The sequence below is a fragment of the Burkholderia pyrrocinia genome (assembly GCF_018417535.1).
GTDB classification, from domain to species: domain Bacteria; phylum Pseudomonadota; class Gammaproteobacteria; order Burkholderiales; family Burkholderiaceae; genus Burkholderia; species Burkholderia pyrrocinia_E.
Genome location: NZ_CP070979.1, coordinates 707,623 through 725,607, shown reverse-complemented (window position 1 = coordinate 725,607; position 17,985 = coordinate 707,623). Strand labels below are relative to the sequence as shown.

Below are 17,985 nucleotides of genomic sequence, written 5' to 3'. Positions count from 1 at the left end.
CGTCGATACGCCAGCGATGCAGTTCGCCGCTGCCGGTCATATATTTGGCAAGCCTGTCGCCGCACGACGCTCAAGCGGTAAGGATTGCATATAAATTCAAAGGTGCGGCGCACGTGTATCAAGCAGCGTGCGTACAGAATTCCAATTTCCGGATCGATCATGACCCACGTACCAAACATCGTTTCGCGTTCGCTGCTGCATCTGTCGAGTCATATGGGCAAGACCGGACCTTCGGCGATTTCCCGCGTGATGGCGGCGGTGGCGGAGCGCAAGCGCAATGGAAAAAAAGTCATTGGCCTGCATGTCGGCGAACCGGACTTCGACACGCCTGACCATATCAAGGAGACGGCGATTCGCGCTATTCAGGCAGGCGACACTCACTATACGGCGCCGGACGGCAGCCCCGCCATGAAGGAAGCGGTCCAGCACAAGTTTCACCGCGACTATGACCTGAAAATCGAACTCAACGAGATCGTCATCGCACCCGGCGCCAAGACACTGATCTTCATGGCGCTCTTTGCGACCCTCGAACGGGGAGACGAGGTCATTTTGCCCGCCCCCTATTGGGGCAGCTATATCGACATCATCGAGATGATGGGAGCGACGGCCGTTGTGGTGCCGACCCGACCAGAGGACGCATTTCGCCTGCACGCGGACGATCTCGAAAAAGCGATCACGCCCAGAACGCGATGGCTGCTGCTGAATTCACCTTCGAATCCGTCCGGAACGGTTTACGAACTCGAACACTATGTGCCTCTTCTGGTCGTTCTCGAGAATCATCCGCATGTCTGGCTGATGGCGGACGACATGTACGAACACATTGTCTACGACGACGTGAAGTTCGTGACGCCTTCCCAGATACGCCCGAATCTGCGCAGCCGCATGCTGACGGTGAACGGCGTTTCGAAGGCCTATGCGATGACTGGCTGGCGCATCGGTTACGCGGTTGGACCCGCTGCGCTCATGCAGGCGATCGTCGCAATCATCAGCCAGTCCACGTCATGCGCCTGCTCGATCGCGCAGGCCGCGGCGGTCGAAGCACTACGGGGGCCGCAGGACGTGGTCGAACGGTACCGGCTGGAATACGCCGAGCGGCGCGAACTGGTGATTCGGGACCTCAACGCCATTCCCGGACTTTCCTGCATCGCCCCGAAGGGGGCGTTCTACGCGCTTGTCGACTGGAAGGAGCTGATGGGCAAGACAACCGAGGCTGGCGAATGTCTGTGGACCGATGAGGAATTTTGCCGATATCTGCTGGACGAGTACGGGGTCGGGGTTGTGCCTGGCGCACCGTTCGGCGCACCAGGGTATTTTCGCGTGTCATTCGCCGGTGCGATTCCCGTTCTTTCTGAGGGCATGGCCTTACTGAGAACCGCCTGCGCTGCTCTCGCTTAGTACCGTTTTGCAACACGATCGAGAACCGTTGCACGTAGTACTAAGGATACCGAACGACGCCAGAAATGCAGGCGTCGCTCGGTGTCCTCACATCAGGATGTCTAGTAGTCGAAGCTCTTTCCCGGCGTCGTCCAGTTGCTATTGGACGACGCGCAGGCCTGCAAGCTCAATGCGCCGCTAGCCGACGGTGTCATGCACAATCCACTCTGTTTCGCAACAACCTGCGAACCCGGGCTTGCACGTGATGACCGCACGATATTCCATTGCTGATTTGCCTTGTTGTGCTTCAGAAGTAACGCTGACGAATCCGTCGTCCTCTTCCGCGGTCCCTATCCACGTCAATGCAGGACCTTCGCCAGAAAATCCCGCGCCCGTTCCGATCGAGGCATATCGAAAAAGCTGTCCTTGACGCAGTCCTCCACGATAACGCCCGCATCCATGAAAAGCACACGATCCGCGACCTTGCGTGCAAAACCCATCTCATGCGTCACGCAGATCATCGTCATTCCTTCTTGCGCAAGCTCGATCATGACGTCCAACACTTCGTTGATCATCTCGGGATCTAGCGCGGATGTAGGCTCGTCGAACAGAATCGCCGTCGGGTCCATCGACAATGCACGCGCGATAGCAACACGCTGCTGCTGCCCGCCCGACATCTGCCCAGGGTACTTATGTGTATGCGATTTGAGACCCACCCGATCGAGCAACGTCATCGCCTTCGAGTAGGATTCTTCGCGGGACCGATGAAGCACCTTCATCTGTGCCAACGTGAGGTTCTGAAGAATGCTCATATGGGGGAACAGCTCGAAATGCTGGAAAACCATTCCCACTCGGGTGCGCAGTGACGTGAGGTCTGCTTTCGAGTGTCCCACACTGACGCCGTCGACGGTTATCGAACCTTGCTGGAATCCTTCCAGCCCATTGATGGTCTTGATCAGCGTCGATTTTCCGGATCCCGAGGGCCCACAGATTACCACTACCTCGCCTTTTTGAACGGCCGTCGTGCAGCTATCCAGTACACGATGTTGGCCGTACCACTTTGAAACGTTGTCGATATCAATCACGTTGCGTCTCCCGATCTGAAAAGTTGCTCCATGGCCGGCAGCGATTCCTGCGCGATCTTAGTGACGGCTCTGCAAAGCAAGGCGCCCTTCCAAACGATTCTGAACAGCCGCCAACAGCGAGCTGAGCACCCAATACAGCGCTGCTGCAGCGATGTACAACGGCAACGGCTGAAATGTCGTTGCAATGATCTCCTGGGCAGAACGAAGCAACTCTGTCACCGTGATCACCGAAACCAGTGACGTATCCTTGATCAGGCTGATCAGCGTATTGCCCATCGATGGAACGGCAAGACGCAGCGCCTGCGGGCCGACGACATACCGCAACGTTTGGAAATAAGTCAGCCCCAAGCTATGCGATGCGCTCCATTGGCCGCGCGGGATACCCAGAATCGCGCCACGCATGCTCTCGGACAAATAAGCCCCGGCATTCAACGTCAGTGTCAGAATCCCCGCTATCGTTGGCGACAGAGAGATCCCGACATCAGGCAATCCGTAGTACACGACGAACAACTGCACCAGAAGCGGCGTGCCACGCATGACACTGACGTAGGCTTGTGCAACCCGACCCAGACCGCGATTGCGGCTGATTCTCAATACTGCGGTGAGCATACCGACTACGAGCCCGAAGGCCATCGCTGCGACCGCAAACTTAACGGTCAACAGCACACCCATCAATAACACTGGGGCCGAATTGACCACCAAATCGAATCGATCCATCTTGTCACTCTCCAGCGTACGACGCACCTCCGGGTGCCCAGCATCGTTAATTGCCAACCGGACGGCTGACATCCACGCCGAACCACTTCTTTGAGATCGCGGCGAGCGTGCCGTCGTTCCGCATTGAAGTTAGCGCTTCGTTTACCGCAGCCGAGAATTTCGGATTTCCCTTTCGAAAAGGAATGCCGATGTCATAGCTGGTATTCTTCAAAAGGCCGCCGCCACGAATCGGCACGTTTGAGGTTTTGATGAGATAAGGAACCAACAACCGGTCGTTCAGGTACACGTCGGCTCTACCGCCCACGACATCACTGAGCGCCTCCGACATTCCAGGGTAAGTCTGCACGACGATGCCGGGAACCGACTTGGCCAAGTCGGCAAAGTTAGAACCCAGCGCGACTGCAACGCGCTTTCCCTTCAGTTGATCGAGACTTTGGTACTCGTTCTTGTCGCTATTTTTCTCTAGGACTTGGACTGACGAGTACGCGTATGGAGGGCTGAAGTCAAGAGATTGCCGTCGCTTCTCCGTGATGGTCACTTGGTTCACCACCACATCGAATTTCCCGGCCTGAAGACCGCCAATCAGCCCTGACCACTCTCCGGCATAGAAGTCAGGCTTGACACCCAGCTTTGCGGCTAGCGCCCTGGCGATATCGATGTCGAAGCCCTGGAGTGTTCCCTGGGAGTCGCGATAATTGAACGGAGGATACGTTCCCTCCATACCGATCATCAACGTGCCTCGAGCTTTGACGGCGTCGAGCAGGTCTTCCGCATACGCACCGAAAGACGCGCAGATCGTTGATGCCGAGATGGCTGCAAAAATAAATGTTTTTCGGATCTTCACGAATTCGTCTCCAACGCTATTTGAATGACACTATGGACAGGTGATAGATGAAATTCAACAATCTATAGGGTGGTAATAAAAATATAGATAGAATTATCATAAATTTGATCAATGCATTGCGAATGTTATAATTCCGAAAATATGCCTTTAACTATAAATTAATGGACAATTCAGTAGGGTTTGCTTCGCTCCTTGTATAAATCTTCAGGTGGATAACACGACAACTACCCGGGCGTCCGACACAACCAAAGACATGCGCATATCCGGCAGTACGGTGATACAAATTATCAATGTAGCGATGAACTTCAGCGCGGGATGGTTGCTATACGGGTAGAAGGGTATCTTGTACGCAATAGTTCGTTTTTGACCATTATTGATCCCCGTCGCTCGTTCTACATTGCAAGTAACTCAAAGGGATTCTTCGGGTCATTTAACGCGAGAATCAGCTCAACCGTTTTGCTGATATTGTGATCCTGCGCCATATCGCGGATAAACGTCGATGCCGAATAATCCTCGAGCGAAAAACCAACTGAATCAAATACTGTAATTTGTTAAAATTTCACAACAATTTTCCAGAGAGGCATGTCAGTCGATAGAGGAACAGTTGTAGAACTTTGGAACTTGGATGGACAAAGTGCTGCAACATGATGGCAATATCGTTCAATGGCAGCGGGCGGACGTCTCTGCGACGTTTACACGGCTCGTGAAAAAAGGAGCGTAATTTCAGCCCCAGACACTCGTGGCTCCGGACAGTTGCACGCCAAAATTCATGATCCCTGTTACCTGTCCGGCCACCGCGTCGGGGAAATACTTGATCTGCATCGAAAGCAAGGGCATATAAGTCAGCTTGAACGCCAGCCTGCAATAGACCTAGCGAGCCAGCACCATGACCAAGTGATGAAAAGATGATGCCGCGACAAAAGACCGATTCTATGCAAACATCGCAATGCTCACGACGAACGTTGACCGCGGCGGAGCCGATGCCATGCAAATCACGCATCACCTCTGATCGTGCATCGCTGTTTTTTACGGATATGAAGCTCCTGCAGGATTTCCTGGCATTGGCCGCTACCGGCAACTTCACTCGTGCCGCCGAGTTGCGCCATGTGTCGCAAGCAGCGTTCAGCCGCCGGATTCAGGCGCTCGAAAGCTGGGCGGGCGTGCCGCTGGTGGAGCGAGGCTCGATACCGAGCCGGCTGACCGAGGCCGGGCAGCGGTTGCGCGTCACTACGGCGGAGACCGTCGCCAAATTGTCCAGGGCGAAGGCCGATCTGTCTGTTTCTGCACCTGAGGCTCGGGCAGTGCCAATTCGAACTCGGTAATCTCGACCGCGCCGCGGACGAACTGATGCGCGCCTACATGGGCGGCGGCCCGGAGCTCTTCGAGGACGAGCACGACAAGTACCTGCGATTCCTGGCCACGCGGGCGGAAGGAATCAAGACCCGCTGACAGGCACGTATCAGCGTTTCTCCCGATATAAAAACTGCCGTACAAGCCGATGTTGCAGGGAGAGAAGATGCAAATAATTGATCCGAGGCCGATTATGACGACATCTGCAACAAACGGTGTGAATGCCATATCGATTGAAACGCCCGACGCGGCAGCGGCATCCGGCGACGCACGCCCCGCACCGTCGATCCTGCTGGTCGACGACGAGCCGAACGTGCTGTCGGCGCTCAAGCGCGTGTTCCGTCCCGCGCATTACGACATCCTGACTGCCGACAGCGGCGAGGCCGCGCTCGAGATCCTGGCGTCGACCGAAGTCGACCTGATCGTGTCCGACATGCGGATGCCGCGCATGAGCGGTGCTGAATTTCTGGCCCGCGTGCGGGCGCTGTACCCGGACACGATGCGCATCCTGCTGACCGGTTATGCGGAGATCGCGTCGGTCGTGCAGGCCGTCAACGAAGGCGGCGTGTATCGCTACCTGAACAAGCCGTGGGACGATCACGACCTGTTGCTGACCATCGAACAGGCGCTGGAGCAGCGGCGTTTGCGCCGCGAAGCGGACCGGCTGGCCGCGCTGACGGAAGCGCAGAACGAGGCGCTGCGCCGTTTCAACACGGAACTCGAAACGCAGGTGCGCGCGCGCACCGAGGAACTCGGCCAGACCGTGATGTTCCTCGAAGCGGCGCAACGCGACCTGAAAAGCAGTTTCACGGCGATGGTCCAGGTTTGCGCGAGCATGATCGAGCTGCGTTGCGGGACCGCCGGCGGACACGCGATGCGGGTCGGCGAGATTGCGCGCCGGCTCGCGCTGTCGTCCGGGATGAGCAGTCTGCACGCGCAGGACGTCTATTTCGCGGGGCTGCTGCACGGCATCGGCAAGTTGTCGCTGCCCGACGAATTGCTGCACAAGCCGCTCACGCGGATGACGACGGACGAACACCGGCTGTTCCAGCAGCATCCGCTGCGCGCGCAGATGGTGCTGACGCCGGTCGCGCAATTGCACAAGGTCGCGTCGATCGTGCTTCACCAGTACGAGCGCTTCAACGGACGCGGCACGCCGGACGGGCTGGCCGGCGATGCGATCCCGCTCGGCTCGCGGCTCGTGGCGATCGCGCGCGATTTCGAAGGGCTGCGCAACGGCGACATCGGCGCGCCGCATTCGGTCGAGCAGGCGCTCGATGCGTTGCGCTCGCAGGCCGGCGTGCGGTATGACCCGCAGCTCGTCGAGCGCTTCATCGAGCTGATGCGGGATCCGGCGAGTCTCGGCATCGCGGCGTCCGTCGCGGAGATCCGGTCCGCGCAGTTGCGCGAAGGGATGCAGCTCGCCGACGATCTGCGCACGCATCGCGGCGTGCTGCTGATGACGAAAGGCAGCGTGATGTCGGCGCACCAGATCGAGCTGGTGCGCCGCTTCGAGACGCGGGAAGGGACGCCGTTCGACATCCTTGTCCTGGCCGGCGCGGCCGCGTCATCGCAGACGCCCACCGCGGGTACGCCGCCGGCCTGACATCGGACCCGCGGCCTGATGGCCGCGGTGCGCGCTCGACCGCGCGTCGCGGCAACGCATTCATACCGACTCGGGCGCTCGATCATGCACGGCACCTATAACCTCCTGCTCGTCCTGCTGTCGCTCGCGATCGCGACGCTGGCCTCCTATACGACGCTCGACCTGGCCGCGTTCATTTCGCTGCTCGACAACCCGACACTCAAGCGTGCGTGGCTGGGCGGCGGCGCGGCTGCAATGGGAACCGGGATCTGGTCGATGCATTTCGTCGGCATGCTCGCGTTCTCGCTGCCGATCCCGCTCGGCTATGCACTGCCGGACACGGGCGCGTCGCTCGCGATCGCCGTGCTCGTGTCGTATTTCGCGCTGAACGTCGTCACGCGCGCACGGCTGGGCTGGCGGCGACTGTTCGCGGGCGGTGCGCTGATGGGCGGCGGGATTGCCGGCATGCACTACACGGGGATGGCCGCGATGCACATGCAACCCGGCATTCGCTACGCCCCCGCGCTGTTCGCCGCATCGATCGGCATTGCCGTGATCGCATCGACCGCCGCGCTATGGATTGCGCAGGCGCTGCGCGCGCAGCAGGCGCGTCATGCGACCGCGCAACGCGTCGGCGCGGCCGTCATCATGGGCATCGCCATTACCGGCATGCACTATACGGGGATGGCGGCCGCCCATTTCGCGCCGGACGCGCGATGCGGCGCCGCGAACGGGATCGACACGCCGTGGCTTGCGACGACCGTCGCGCTGTTTACGATGGCGACGCTGATCGTCACGCTGCTGCTTTCCAGATTCGATGCGCGCACAACCTTTCTGCGCGGGATGACCGATACGCTCGAGCGGCTCGTGCAAATGCGAACCGCGGAACTCGAACGCGCGCTGCACCGCTACGAGCAGACGACGGAGATGCTGCAGCGCACGCGCGAGAACATGGCGACCGAGATCGACGAACGCAAGGCCGCGCAGGCACGGCTCGAACAGGAGAAGGAAGAGCAGCGGCGCCTGCTGCATGCGCTCGAGGAAACCCACGTGCAGTTGCTGCAATCGGAAAAACTCGCGTCGATCGGCCAGCTCGCGGCGGGCGTCGCGCACGAGATCAACAATCCGATCGGCTTCGTCAGCGCGAACCTCAATACATTGAAGACGTGGGTGCGAAGCCTGCTCGATGTGGTCGCGGCGCATGAAGCCGTGCTGCCGCAGCTCGACCCCGCCGCCCGCGACGCGTTGACGGCGAGGGGCCGCGCCGCGGATCTGGACTACGTCCGCGACGAGATCGTGACGCTGATCGACGAATCGATCGATGGCGCGGTGCGGGTGCGGCGCATCGTGCAGGACCTGCGCGATTTCTCGCGCCCGGTCAGCGACGAGTGGAGCGTGGTCGATCTCCGTGCGGGCCTCGAGAGCACGCTCAACGTCGTCCATAACGAACTCAAGTACAAGGCCGACATCGTGCGCGATTACGGCGACGTGCCGCAGGTCGAATGCCTGCCGTCGCAGTTGAACCAGGTATTCATGAACCTGCTGGTCAACGCGGCGCAGGCGATTCCCGAGCGTGGCGTCATCACGATCCGCACGTCGAGCGATGGCGAACAGGTGTCGATCGCGATCAGCGACACCGGAACGGGCATGACGCCCGACGTCGTCCGGCGGATCTTCGATCCGTTCTACACGACGAAGCCGGTCGGGCAGGGAACCGGGCTTGGCTTGTCGGTATCGCACGGCATCGTCGAGCGCCATCGCGGCGCAATCGACGTGACGAGCGAACCCGGGCGCGGCACGACATTCTGCGTTCGGCTGCCGGTCCGGCGGGCTCGCGACAACGCGAACGCGGCGGCACTGGAGCAGCGGGCATGAGGATGCGACAGCGGTCGTCCGCATCAGGCACGGCGGGTTTCGCGCGTCGCCGTGGCGTTCGGGGAGGATGCCGCGGCAGTCGCTTGCGACGCTGACGTTTCAGTAGACGATTGATCAACAGGAAGCGATGACAGCCGCCAAGCCGTTTCGGCAGGTTTGATTCCGGTTCGCGCCTCCAGAAAAAACCGTTTCGGCGGGGGTGTCCGGTTCGGTCACGTGCCGGGAAGTGCGCTGGCAGCATGGCCGCCGGCTGGCAGTTGAGGGAGGCGTTGGCCCGGCAACGGTTGCGGTAGAAGTGGTGTAGTGTAGCAATCTCTACAGTGTTGCAGCACATATGACGGCAGCCTATGCTGCCGTCATGAATACGATCTCTCGTTCCTGGCTCCTGCTGATCGTCAGTCTGCCTACGGCCGGCGCGACCGCGCGCATGCGTATATGGCGTGCCGTCAAGGCGCTCGGCTGTGGCGCACTGCGGGACGGCGCATACCTGTTGCCGGCTCATGCCGAGCAGGCAGCGCAGTTGCGCGATCTGGCTGACGAGGCGCGTAACGGAGAGGGGCAAGCCTGGTTGTTGCAGGTCCGTGCGGACGATTCTGCCGACGAGGACGCGTACCGGGCACTGTTCGATCGCACCGGAGACTACGCCGACTGGCTTGCCGAGCTTTCGGAAGACCGCAAGACACTGTCCGATCTCGCGGCGGCCGATCTCAATCGCCTGCAGCGTCGCCACGCTCGCACGTATGACGCGATTCGGCGTATCGATTTCTTTCCCGGCGAGACCGCGCTACGCGCGAGTGCGCAATGGCGGGATTTCACCACCGCGGTCGAAGCGTTGCGCTCCCCCGGCGAGCCGCATGCCGCTCAAGGCGGCATACCACGCCGCGATCCTGCCCGGTATCAAGGGCGGCTGTGGGCGACGCGCCGTCACCTTTGGGTGGACAGGGTCGCCAGCGCGTGGCTGATTCAGCGCTTCATCGATCCGCATGCGCGCTTCGTGTGGCTGGAAAACCTCGCCGAATGTCCGGTTGATGCCCTTGGCTTCGATTTCGATGGCGCCCCGTTCACGCATGTGGGCGATCGCGTTTCATTCGAGGTACTGGTCGCCAGCTTCGGACTGGACGACAACGAAGGACTCGTCCGGTTGGGCGCAATGGTGCATGCGCTGGACGTGGGCGGTTCGACCGTGCCGGAAGCCGGCGGGTTCGAGGCCATTCTGGCGGGTGCCCGAAAGCGCGTTGTCGGCGACGACGCGTTGCTGCAGGAGATCGGCACCGTACTCGATTCGTTGTACGCGCATTTTCGCGGCAATCGAAAGCCGTAACCCTGCTACTCGCCCGCAACATGAATACACGTCGCGACGACCCCGCCTATACGCTGTGGCAACTGATCGGGTACTTCGCCCGGCTCGGTACCACGGGTTTCGGCGGGCCGGTTGCGCTCGCCGGCTATATGCATCGAGACCTCGTGGACACCCGCAAATGGATCGCCGACGCAGACTACAAGGAAGGTCTCGCGCTCGCGCAGCTCGCCCCCGGTCCGCTGGCAGCGCAATTGGCGATTTATCTCGGCTACGTGCATTACCGTATCGTCGGTGCCACGCTGGTCGGGATCGCTTTCGTGCTCCCGTCGTTTCTGATGGTCGTGCTGCTTGGCTATGCGTACACCCGATTCGGTGGCCTGACCTGGATGCAGTCGGTGTTCTACGGCGTCGGCGCGGCGGTGATCGGAATTATCGCGATCAGCGCGCGCAAGCTGACCGCAAAGAGCATCGGCAAAGACAAGCTGCTGTGGGCGATCTATCTGGGTCTGGTTGTCGTGACGGTCGTGACCGAATCGGAAGTGGCGTGGCTGTTTCTTGCGGCGGGCCTGCTCGTCTGGTTCAGGCGCTCGCCGCCCAAGTGGATACGCCAACGGCGCGTCGATGCGGTTGTCGCCGTGCCCGTATCCGCCGCCAGCGCGTTGCTGGGTGCCGTCGATTGGCCGCAGCTTGCACACCTTGCCGTCTTCTTTGCCAAGGCAGGTGCCTTTGTGTTCGGCTCCGGGCTCGCCATCGTGCCGTTCCTCTATGGCGGCGTGGTCACGGAGCATCAGTGGCTCAACGAAAAGCAGTTCGTCGACGCCGTTGCGGTCGCGATGATCACGCCGGGGCCGGTCGTCATCACGGTGGGCTTCATAGGCTATCTGGTAGCGGGTCTGCCCGGTGCGTGCGTGGCGGCAGCCGGCACGTTCCTGCCGTGCTATCTGTTCACGGTGTTGCCGGCCCCGTATTTCAAGAAGTACGGCAAGCTGCCGGCGATTCAGGCGTTTGTCGACGGCGTGACGGCGGCAGCCGTGGGCGCTATTACGGGTTCGGTGATTGTCCTGGCCAGGCGTTCGATCGTCGATGTGCCGACGGCATTGATGGCGCTCGCGACTATCGTGCTGCTGGTCAGGTTCAAGAAACTGTCGGAGCCGGCGCTCGTCGCCGGGGCCGCCGCGATTGGCCTGGTGGTGTATCCGCTGTTGCATCACTGACCGAGGAGGCTGTCATGCAATGGATTACGCGCGAACGTCCCAAGATCGACAGGGTGGCCTGTCCCTGGCTGATTGTTCGTTTTATCGACGAGACACCGGACTTCCTCTACGTACCACCGGGTGACGTCCTGCGAATCGCCGGCGAGACCGGCGCGATCCCGTACGACATTCCGGGCGTGGAGTTGACTCATGTCGGCGACCAATGCAGCTTCGACGCGTTTCTCGACAAATACGGTCTGGGCGACGATCTGGCCTTGCAGCAAATGGCCCGCATCGTTCGGGGCGCGGATACGTCGCGGCTCGACTTGACGCCGCAGTCGAGCGGGCTTTACGCGATTTCACTGGGTCTGTCGCAGGTGTTTTCCGACGATCACGACATGCTGGAACACGGTCTGGTGATGTACGACGCACTCTACGCATGGTGCAGGCATTGTCAGGCGGAAAGCCACACGTGGCCGCCAAAGATGCCGGATTGACGGGCCGTGCGGTTCTTCGCCGGGCGTTTGCGTCGCGACGTCGCGATTTGGGACGTTCAACGTCGTGGCCACGCGCCGTATGCGTTCGCTCGGCATGACCGGGCGGCATGTCGAGACTACATCTCATCCGCGGCAATCCGGCTGGGCAGCAAGGATCCGGTGCGCTCAAGAATCGGGTAGGCGGCCGCGGCCACGATATGCGAATTGATGAGCGTCATGTCACGGAGCAGATCGAGATGCAGCGCGCTCGTCTGGGCCGTATCGAGGCGACCGGAGCGCAACCTGTCAAAGTGTGCCGCGGTCGCTGTCGATTCCGCCTCCCGGAAGGCCACTTTCTCGTCAGCCAGCATGCGTGCGGTACGTGGGTCCTCGGTCATGAACAGCGACGCTGCCGTGCGCAGATTGGCCGTCAGGCGATCCAGCATGGCCAATAGTTCGGCTTCCCCTTCCTTCGAGAACGCGAGCCCGCGCTTCAGGCGCTTGGTGGCGTGCGGAAGCAGATTCAGATCCACCACATCGCCAGCCTGCTCGAGGTTGATGACGAAGGTCAGGATCTCGTGCAAACGCCGATGATCGTTTTCAGCGAGTTGCTCGGGGTCAAGCGACGTCAGGTAAGTCTTGATCGCGGTATTCAGGCTGTCCAGGATGTCGTCGCGCTGGCGGGTCTCCGCGATCAGCTTGCGATCACCAACCACCAGGACTGCACGGGCACCTGCCAGCATCTCGCCGAGCACATCGGCCAGTCGAAGCGCCTCACGTGCCGCGTTGCCGAGCGCCACCATCGGAATTTGCAGCGCGGCCGCATCCAGGTACAGCGGCTGCGACGGATCGGCGGGGTCGGTACGCTGCGGCAGCAGCCGCCCTAGCAGTCCCGCAAATGGAGTGAGGATTGGCAGGAACAGGCACGCAAGAATCAGGTTGAACAGCGTATGAAAATCGGCCACCACCCGCGCATTGTCCGGCTCGATCGCAGCCATGAAACGTCCGATCGGCTCCAACGCCGCGAGTGCCAGCAGGACGCCCACTGCCCGCGAGAGCAGGTTGCCTACCGGAAAACGCTTCGATGCGGGGTCGGTTGCCGCCGTCCCTTCCAGCAGCGGGTTGATCGCGGTGCCGAGGTTCGCACCCAGGACCAGTGCAAACGCAGTATCAGGCGGCACCACGTTCTGCGCACAGAGCGACATGATGAGCAGCACGATTGCGACGCTCGAATGCGCGGCCCAGGTCAGCCCCGCTGCCAGCAGCACATCCACCAGCGGCACCGTGGATGCGGCACCCAGCAGCATGCGGAAACTGGGCGCATCCTCGTAGTCCGTCATCAGACCAAGCAGCTGGTGCAGCGCGAGCAGCATCAGGCCCAGACCGATCAGCACACGGCCCAAGTCATGTGCACGCGTGTTCGACACCTTGCGGAACATCAGCACGCCGACGAGTATCAGCGCCGGCGAGACCGCCGCAACATCGAACGACAACACCTGCACGATCAGTGTCGTGCCGACATTTGCGCCGAGCATGACAGCGAGCGCGGGGACCAGCTTAACCAGCCCGCCTGCGGCAAAGCCAGCCGTCATGAGCCCGGTCGCCGTACTGCTCTGCAATACCGCCGTGACGCCCAGTCCAGCCAGGAAGGCGCGAAGTCGTCCGTGCAGGGCTCGCCCGAGAAGTGAACGTAAACCGGCACCGAAGGCGCGTTGGATGCCGGTTTGAACCATATGGGTGCCCCACAGCAGCAGCGCAACGGATCCGGCCAGATCGATCAGCGTGAACGTAAATGTCATGATCCAGAGCCCTCAATGCCGCGCGGTTGCTCATATGACGTTCACCAAGGGCGTGCCCGGTATTACCGGCCCGCGAGTCCTTGCGGGTCCTGTTCGGTGTTCCTTGCTGCCCGGTGCTCAATCACGCAGGGCTTCACGCTCAAGTTGCTCCCAGGAAAGGTGGCGTACATCCGTGCCCTTGGCGACATAAATGACGAGCTCCGCCAGATTCGTTGCATGGTCCCCGATACGCTCGATGGCCGATGCGATGGACAGATAGTCCAGCGCAGAAGCGATGGTGCGGGGATGTTCGGGCATATACATCGCCAGCTTGCGCATGAAAGCGCGGTATTGCTCGTCGATCGCTTCGTCCTCGCGGACAATTTGGGCTGCAGCGACGACATCGAGTCGAGCGAATGCATCGAGTGCGCGATGGAGGATGTTTGACGCTAGCTGGCCGGATAACTGGATTTCCGCCATGTCGACGGTCTTGCCTGCATCGTCGTTCGCGATTCGTCGAGTCCGCTTCGCGATCTTGTGTGCTTCGTCGCCAGCTCGCTCGAGATTGGTGATCGCTTTCGAGATCGCCATCAGCAGGCGTAGATCGGATGCAGCCGGCTGCCGCCGCGCGATGATGTTGCCGCACTCCGCATCAATTTCGATTTCCATCGTATTGAGTCGATGCTCGACGGCAATGACTTTATCGACCAACTCGAGGTCAAAGCAGCTGAGGGCCTGCATCGCATTGGTCAATTGTGACTCAACGAGCCCGCCCATCTCGAATACCTTGGACGAAATGTGGTGAAGGTCCGTGTCGAATCGGCTCGTTATGTGTTTGTCTGACACGAGAATATCCTCCTTAACCAGGAGCCGGGTGGATGCGCTTCGCGAGCCCCTGTCCAAGCAACCGCAAGACCGACCTAACGCGATTTTGGTGGCCGGCCGGTCTTGACTCTTTCGACCGCCGACACGGCTGCAAGCAGGTGTTTCTGGGGAGCTGACGCCAGCAGAATCAGGCCAGCCCGAAGAAGCTCACCCTTGTTCACCGATATGCCCGCAGCGAGACACCGCTGGATCAGCACCGTGATCTTTTCGTAGTCCGATCGTGGCATCGTGAAGGTGTCGCGTACAACCTTCTCCTTCTTCAGACGGTCCTTGACCTGAGGAGCAACGTCCGCGGAATCTACCTCGATACGCGCTGTTAGCCTCTTTCCAGCCTTCGCTGGAGCGGATTGCCTCCCGGCAGCGGATTCCGGCATTTCCCCGTAGCTTGCACGCGTGCGCGACGAGGCGACATCCCGGCTTTGTTCCTTGGCGGCGCGGTGCTTCATAATTGCCTGCAATCTTGACAATACTGTACAAACAGTATAGCGACTTTTACATGGGGCGCATGGAGCGGTCGTGGTCTGTGCGGGGGCAGATTCCCCTTGCGGCAAAGCGTGTCAATCCTGAAACACATTCGGTTGATTTTGCCATCGTCACTACCTGCTTAACTTCGTATATCCCCACAAGGCAATGAGTTACCTAACCGGGAACGATACTTGCGTAGCAAGCGCTGTCGAGGACTTGCGACCGAACGTATCAGACCAGTAGAGCGTGTTTCTCCAGCGGCTGCGTTTTCTACACCGCAACAACACGCATTCGGACTCGCGTGTCCTTCAGGACCTACAGCGCATGCGAGTGGATCGCGCGACAGAAAACGTTGCAAGTGCAACCGGTCGGCGTCGGGGAACCGGAATCATGACATTCACGTTCACACTGATCGATCTCGCTGGTTCGATCGCGCTGGTGTTGCTCGGCACGCAGATGCTTCAGACCGGCATGCAGCGCGCATTCGGCGCTGGCCTTCGGTCGCTCCTGGAGCGGGCGCTTTATGGACGAGTCCCTGCCTTCTTCGGTGGCATGGGCGTGACGGCGGTGCTGCAGGGCAGCGCGACGACCGCAGTCATGACGGGGGAATTCACCGCGCAGGGGCGCGCCGGCCTTGTCCCGGCGCTGGCCGTCATGCTCGGTGCGAACGTCGGGACGACGTTGATCGTGCAGGTGTTGTCGTTCGATGTTGCGGCGGTCTCGCCGGCGCTGATACTCGTCGGCATGCTGATGTTTCGCAAGGTATCGAACGCGCGCGCACATGAACTGGGGCGTATGCTCATCGGTCTGGGCCTGCTGCTGCTCGCATTGCACCATCTGCAGGAACTGATGACGGACTACGAGGATGCGCCGAGCCTTCGGATGTTGCTGGGCGACGTATCCACGGCGCCGCTGATCGACGTCTTGCTGGCAGCTGGTCTGACCTGGGCCGCCGATTCGAACGTGGCAATCGTTCTCCTGATCATGTCGCTCTGCGCGCAGAACGTCATTCCGCCCGATACCGCGTTCGCACTGGTGATGGGTGCAAACCTGGGCGCGGCAATCCACCCGGTGCTGGAGGGGACGGTAACGCACGATCCGGCTTCCAGGCGCGCGCCGGTCGGCAATCTGCTCATTCTGTCGATCGGTGTGGTGCTTGCACTTGCGGCACTCACGCCGATCGGCTGCGTCATGGTCAGGATCGAACCGGACAATGGGCGGGTGGTGGCCGATTTTCATACGCTGTTCAACCTGTCACTGGCCTGCGTGATCCTGCCGTTGCTGACCCCGTACGCAGACCTGTTGACCCGGCTGCTTCCTTCGCTCGTGACGCTCTCGGACGCACCGCGGCCGCAGCACATCGATCCGCTCGCGGGGCAGGTGCCCGAGATAACACCCGACATGGCCCACGATGTGCTTCCTGTCGCCGATACGCAATACGGTATGTTCTTGCGAACCCGTCCTGTATCGATCGACCGTGCTGGAATGCTCGTCACGGATATCCGTACCCACGACGACGTTCTCGATAACGTCAGGATTGCGCCCCGGACGTCCATGACATTTCCCGACGCCGGGCAACTTGCCGGTTACGATGGACGGCACCGGCATGAGGGAGGCGACAGGCTATACGAGGACGCGCAAAATCGCGTCGAAATCCGGGAGTGCGCCGGCCACGCGCTCGAGCACATCGGCACTGATGGCAACGTACAGGCGTACTACCCGGCGAAGTCGCTGTGGCTCACGCTGCAGGACATCCAGGTCGTCAGACGGCTGGAGCCTGCGGGCGGGACAACCCATTCGACGCTTTCGACCTATGTGCAGGGGACTTCAAGTCCGGATGATTGCTGCTTGTCGATCATCGGTGACGTGCAGAACAGTACGCGCACGGTGCATATCACCTTCGCGGCCCGCGAGATCGGTGCGACTGAACGGCACGGCCTTCGCGACTTGCAGGACGAACTGGGTATCGCGTTTTCCGACGATCCGCTTGGCACGGCAAGGCTCGGCTACAACCAACCAGATGACGAGATGCAGGAGCCGTCTCAGTGGTGGGCATTGTGCGACGTGCCGGCAAGCAGCATGCAGGCTCTTGCTGACGGCATCGAGGCGGGACGAGTGACCGCTGTCAAGGTAGGACTGTGCCTGCGGGGCGTCTATACGTCGGTTCCGTCTGGTGCCGCGCAGGCCGGTGGGTTGCCCGTGTTCCTGAGACCCGGCCAGGACGGCAGCACGTTGGAAGCTCCCGCAACCGCCAGCGGATATGTCGTGTATCTCGCCATCGATCTCCCGAAAGTCAGCCTGCCCGGAGATGGCCGGCCAGCGCAGGTGCCGGTGCGCGCGGGCGACGGGAATGCCATCGGAGCGCTGACGGAAAGGCTCGACAACGTGTTTGCCGGCTTGAAGTGGCTCGCGGCGCTGGTCGCGATCCTTGTCGTTGTTCTTCTGATCAAGGGGCGGTGACGACCCTGGAGCCCAAGTCTGCACCAAGTCTGCAGATCGAGTTCCGGTGACTGCGGCAAACGGCTTTAGTCGCTGCATTGCCAACGAGCATTGCCTGCGGTAGGCGATCGCCCGCGTGTCCGTGCGTGCAAGGGCCGCTTGAGCAATGTCATTGCACCGTGTGGTCAGAAGAATGCGTCGCTGTCTATTGCGACATGATTTCACTTTTGCAACCAACCAGCGGGTGGAAATCTGATGCGTGCGCCGTCGTCTCCGGTACGCCGGTTGGCCGTGCGCATGCGGCACGCTCGGCGGTAGCGGTCGTCAAATGCAGCCGCATGAGTGGAGCAGTCCGTATCAACGCTGAAACGTGCTTTCGTCCTCTCGCACGCACGCTCGGCCGTGCGAAGGCGGCACATTCGGCGTTGGCGATCGCCGCATGCGGTCGCGTGATCGGTCCGATCCGTACCGTCGCTGAAACAGTTTCATCAACTCGAAGTAGCGTTTCGTGTCGTCGCTGCTGTCGGACGATCCCGACTACGACTAGGGTTCGCCGTCGTGGTTGCCGACATGCCCCCTGCAATCCTGGCCAGGCCGAACCTGGTACGGATCATTTCTG

General features: G+C 60.8%; 14 protein-coding genes. 8 read left to right on the top strand and 6 right to left on the bottom strand.

Features of this window, described 5'->3' with window-relative positions; all coding sequences use genetic code 11:
- Positions 1–159 precede the first annotated feature (159 nt).
- Positions 160–1,395, top strand: a complete 1,236-nt coding sequence (locus JYG32_RS36230; RefSeq protein WP_213267583.1) for a pyridoxal phosphate-dependent aminotransferase — start codon at positions 160–162, stop codon at positions 1,393–1,395.
- 338 nt (positions 1,396–1,733) lie between these two features.
- Here the strand turns inward: JYG32_RS36230 and JYG32_RS36225 are convergent, their stop codons facing one another.
- From JYG32_RS36225 to JYG32_RS36215, 3 genes are read right to left on the bottom strand one after another with little or no spacing between them, the layout of a single operon-like run.
- Positions 1,734–2,459 carry an amino acid ABC transporter ATP-binding protein gene (locus JYG32_RS36225; RefSeq protein WP_213267582.1) on the bottom strand — a complete coding sequence of 242 codons (726 nt, stop codon included), beginning with the start codon at positions 2,457–2,459 and terminating at the stop codon, positions 1,734–1,736.
- A 57-nt stretch (positions 2,460–2,516) separates the two neighbouring features.
- Positions 2,517–3,176 carry an amino acid ABC transporter permease gene (locus JYG32_RS36220; protein WP_174378197.1) on the bottom strand — a complete coding sequence of 220 codons (660 nt, stop codon included), beginning with the start codon at positions 3,174–3,176 and terminating at the stop codon, positions 2,517–2,519.
- 46 nt (positions 3,177–3,222) lie between these two features.
- Positions 3,223–4,020 (bottom strand): transporter substrate-binding domain-containing protein, encoded by a 798-nt coding sequence (locus JYG32_RS36215; protein WP_174378198.1) that lies wholly within the window; start codon positions 4,018–4,020, stop codon positions 3,223–3,225.
- Between the two features lie 932 nt (positions 4,021–4,952).
- Between JYG32_RS36215 and JYG32_RS36210 the strand changes: the two genes are divergently transcribed.
- The 6 genes from JYG32_RS36210 (at position 4,953) to JYG32_RS36185 (ending at position 11,820) form a co-directional block, all read left to right on the top strand.
- Positions 4,953–5,342: a helix-turn-helix domain-containing protein gene (locus JYG32_RS36210; RefSeq protein WP_249744902.1), complete on the top strand. Its 390-nt coding sequence runs from the start codon at positions 4,953–4,955 to the stop codon at positions 5,340–5,342.
- Positions 5,343–5,563: 221 nt separating this feature from the next.
- Positions 5,564–6,976, top strand: a complete 1,413-nt coding sequence (locus JYG32_RS36205) for an HD domain-containing phosphohydrolase (protein ID WP_213267581.1) — start codon at positions 5,564–5,566, stop codon at positions 6,974–6,976.
- Between the two features lie 84 nt (positions 6,977–7,060).
- Positions 7,061–8,830: a histidine kinase gene (locus tag JYG32_RS36200; protein ID WP_213267580.1), complete on the top strand. Its 1,770-nt coding sequence runs from the start codon at positions 7,061–7,063 to the stop codon at positions 8,828–8,830.
- A 358-nt stretch (positions 8,831–9,188) separates the two neighbouring features.
- Positions 9,189–10,151 carry a chromate resistance protein ChrB domain-containing protein gene (locus JYG32_RS36195; protein ID WP_174378249.1) on the top strand — a complete coding sequence of 321 codons (963 nt, stop codon included), beginning with the start codon at positions 9,189–9,191 and terminating at the stop codon, positions 10,149–10,151.
- A 20-nt stretch (positions 10,152–10,171) separates the two neighbouring features.
- A complete protein-coding gene (locus JYG32_RS36190) occupies positions 10,172–11,344 on the top strand; it encodes a chromate transporter (RefSeq protein ID WP_213267579.1) in 1,173 nt (390 codons plus the stop codon).
- Positions 11,345–11,358: 14 nt separating this feature from the next.
- A complete protein-coding gene (locus JYG32_RS36185) occupies positions 11,359–11,820 on the top strand; it encodes a chromate resistance protein ChrB domain-containing protein (protein ID WP_213267578.1) in 462 nt (153 codons plus the stop codon).
- Between the two features lie 116 nt (positions 11,821–11,936).
- On the opposite strand, the gene JYG32_RS36180 is transcribed toward JYG32_RS36185, so the two are convergent.
- The 3 genes from JYG32_RS36180 to JYG32_RS39355 form a co-directional block, all read right to left on the bottom strand.
- Positions 11,937–13,598, bottom strand: coding sequence for a Na/Pi cotransporter family protein (locus JYG32_RS36180; RefSeq protein WP_213267577.1), 1,662 nt, complete (start codon positions 13,596–13,598; stop codon positions 11,937–11,939).
- 117 nt (positions 13,599–13,715) lie between these two features.
- Positions 13,716–14,423 (bottom strand): phosphate signaling complex protein PhoU, encoded by a 708-nt coding sequence (gene phoU / locus JYG32_RS36175; protein WP_174378205.1) that lies wholly within the window; start codon positions 14,421–14,423, stop codon positions 13,716–13,718.
- 74 nt (positions 14,424–14,497) lie between these two features.
- Positions 14,498–14,908 carry a hypothetical protein gene (locus JYG32_RS39355; protein WP_249744901.1) on the bottom strand — a complete coding sequence of 137 codons (411 nt, stop codon included), beginning with the start codon at positions 14,906–14,908 and terminating at the stop codon, positions 14,498–14,500.
- Positions 14,909–15,317: 409 nt separating this feature from the next.
- Between JYG32_RS39355 and JYG32_RS36165 the strand changes: the two genes are divergently transcribed.
- Positions 15,318–17,387, top strand: coding sequence for a Na/Pi cotransporter family protein (locus tag JYG32_RS36165; RefSeq protein WP_213267576.1), 2,070 nt, complete (start codon positions 15,318–15,320; stop codon positions 17,385–17,387).
- The last annotated feature ends 598 nt before the right edge of the window (positions 17,388–17,985 follow it).

What these genes read in the sequence shown, in the direction of transcription:
- JYG32_RS36220 (WP_174378197.1), bottom strand. Translation starts at nt 3,176, where the DNA reads ATGGATCGATTCGATTTGGTGGTCAATTCGGCCCCAGTGTTATTGATG.
- JYG32_RS36165 (WP_213267576.1), top strand. Translation starts at nt 15,318, where the DNA reads ATGACATTCACGTTCACACTGATCGATCTCGCTGGTTCGATCGCGCTG.
- JYG32_RS36195 (WP_174378249.1), top strand. Translation starts at nt 9,189, where the DNA reads ATGAATACGATCTCTCGTTCCTGGCTCCTGCTGATCGTCAGTCTGCCT.
- JYG32_RS36190 (WP_213267579.1), top strand. Translation starts at nt 10,172, where the DNA reads ATGAATACACGTCGCGACGACCCCGCCTATACGCTGTGGCAACTGATC.
- JYG32_RS36210 (WP_249744902.1), top strand. Translation starts at nt 4,953, where the DNA reads ATGCAAACATCGCAATGCTCACGACGAACGTTGACCGCGGCGGAGCCG.
- JYG32_RS36180 (WP_213267577.1), bottom strand. Translation starts at nt 13,598, where the DNA reads ATGACATTTACGTTCACGCTGATCGATCTGGCCGGATCCGTTGCGCTG.
- JYG32_RS36185 (WP_213267578.1), top strand. Translation starts at nt 11,359, where the DNA reads ATGCAATGGATTACGCGCGAACGTCCCAAGATCGACAGGGTGGCCTGT.
- JYG32_RS39355 (WP_249744901.1), bottom strand. Translation starts at nt 14,908, where the DNA reads ATGAAGCACCGCGCCGCCAAGGAACAAAGCCGGGATGTCGCCTCGTCG.
- JYG32_RS36200 (WP_213267580.1), top strand. Translation starts at nt 7,061, where the DNA reads ATGCACGGCACCTATAACCTCCTGCTCGTCCTGCTGTCGCTCGCGATC.
- JYG32_RS36230 (WP_213267583.1), top strand. Translation starts at nt 160, where the DNA reads ATGACCCACGTACCAAACATCGTTTCGCGTTCGCTGCTGCATCTGTCG.
- JYG32_RS36205 (WP_213267581.1), top strand. Translation starts at nt 5,564, where the DNA reads ATGACGACATCTGCAACAAACGGTGTGAATGCCATATCGATTGAAACG.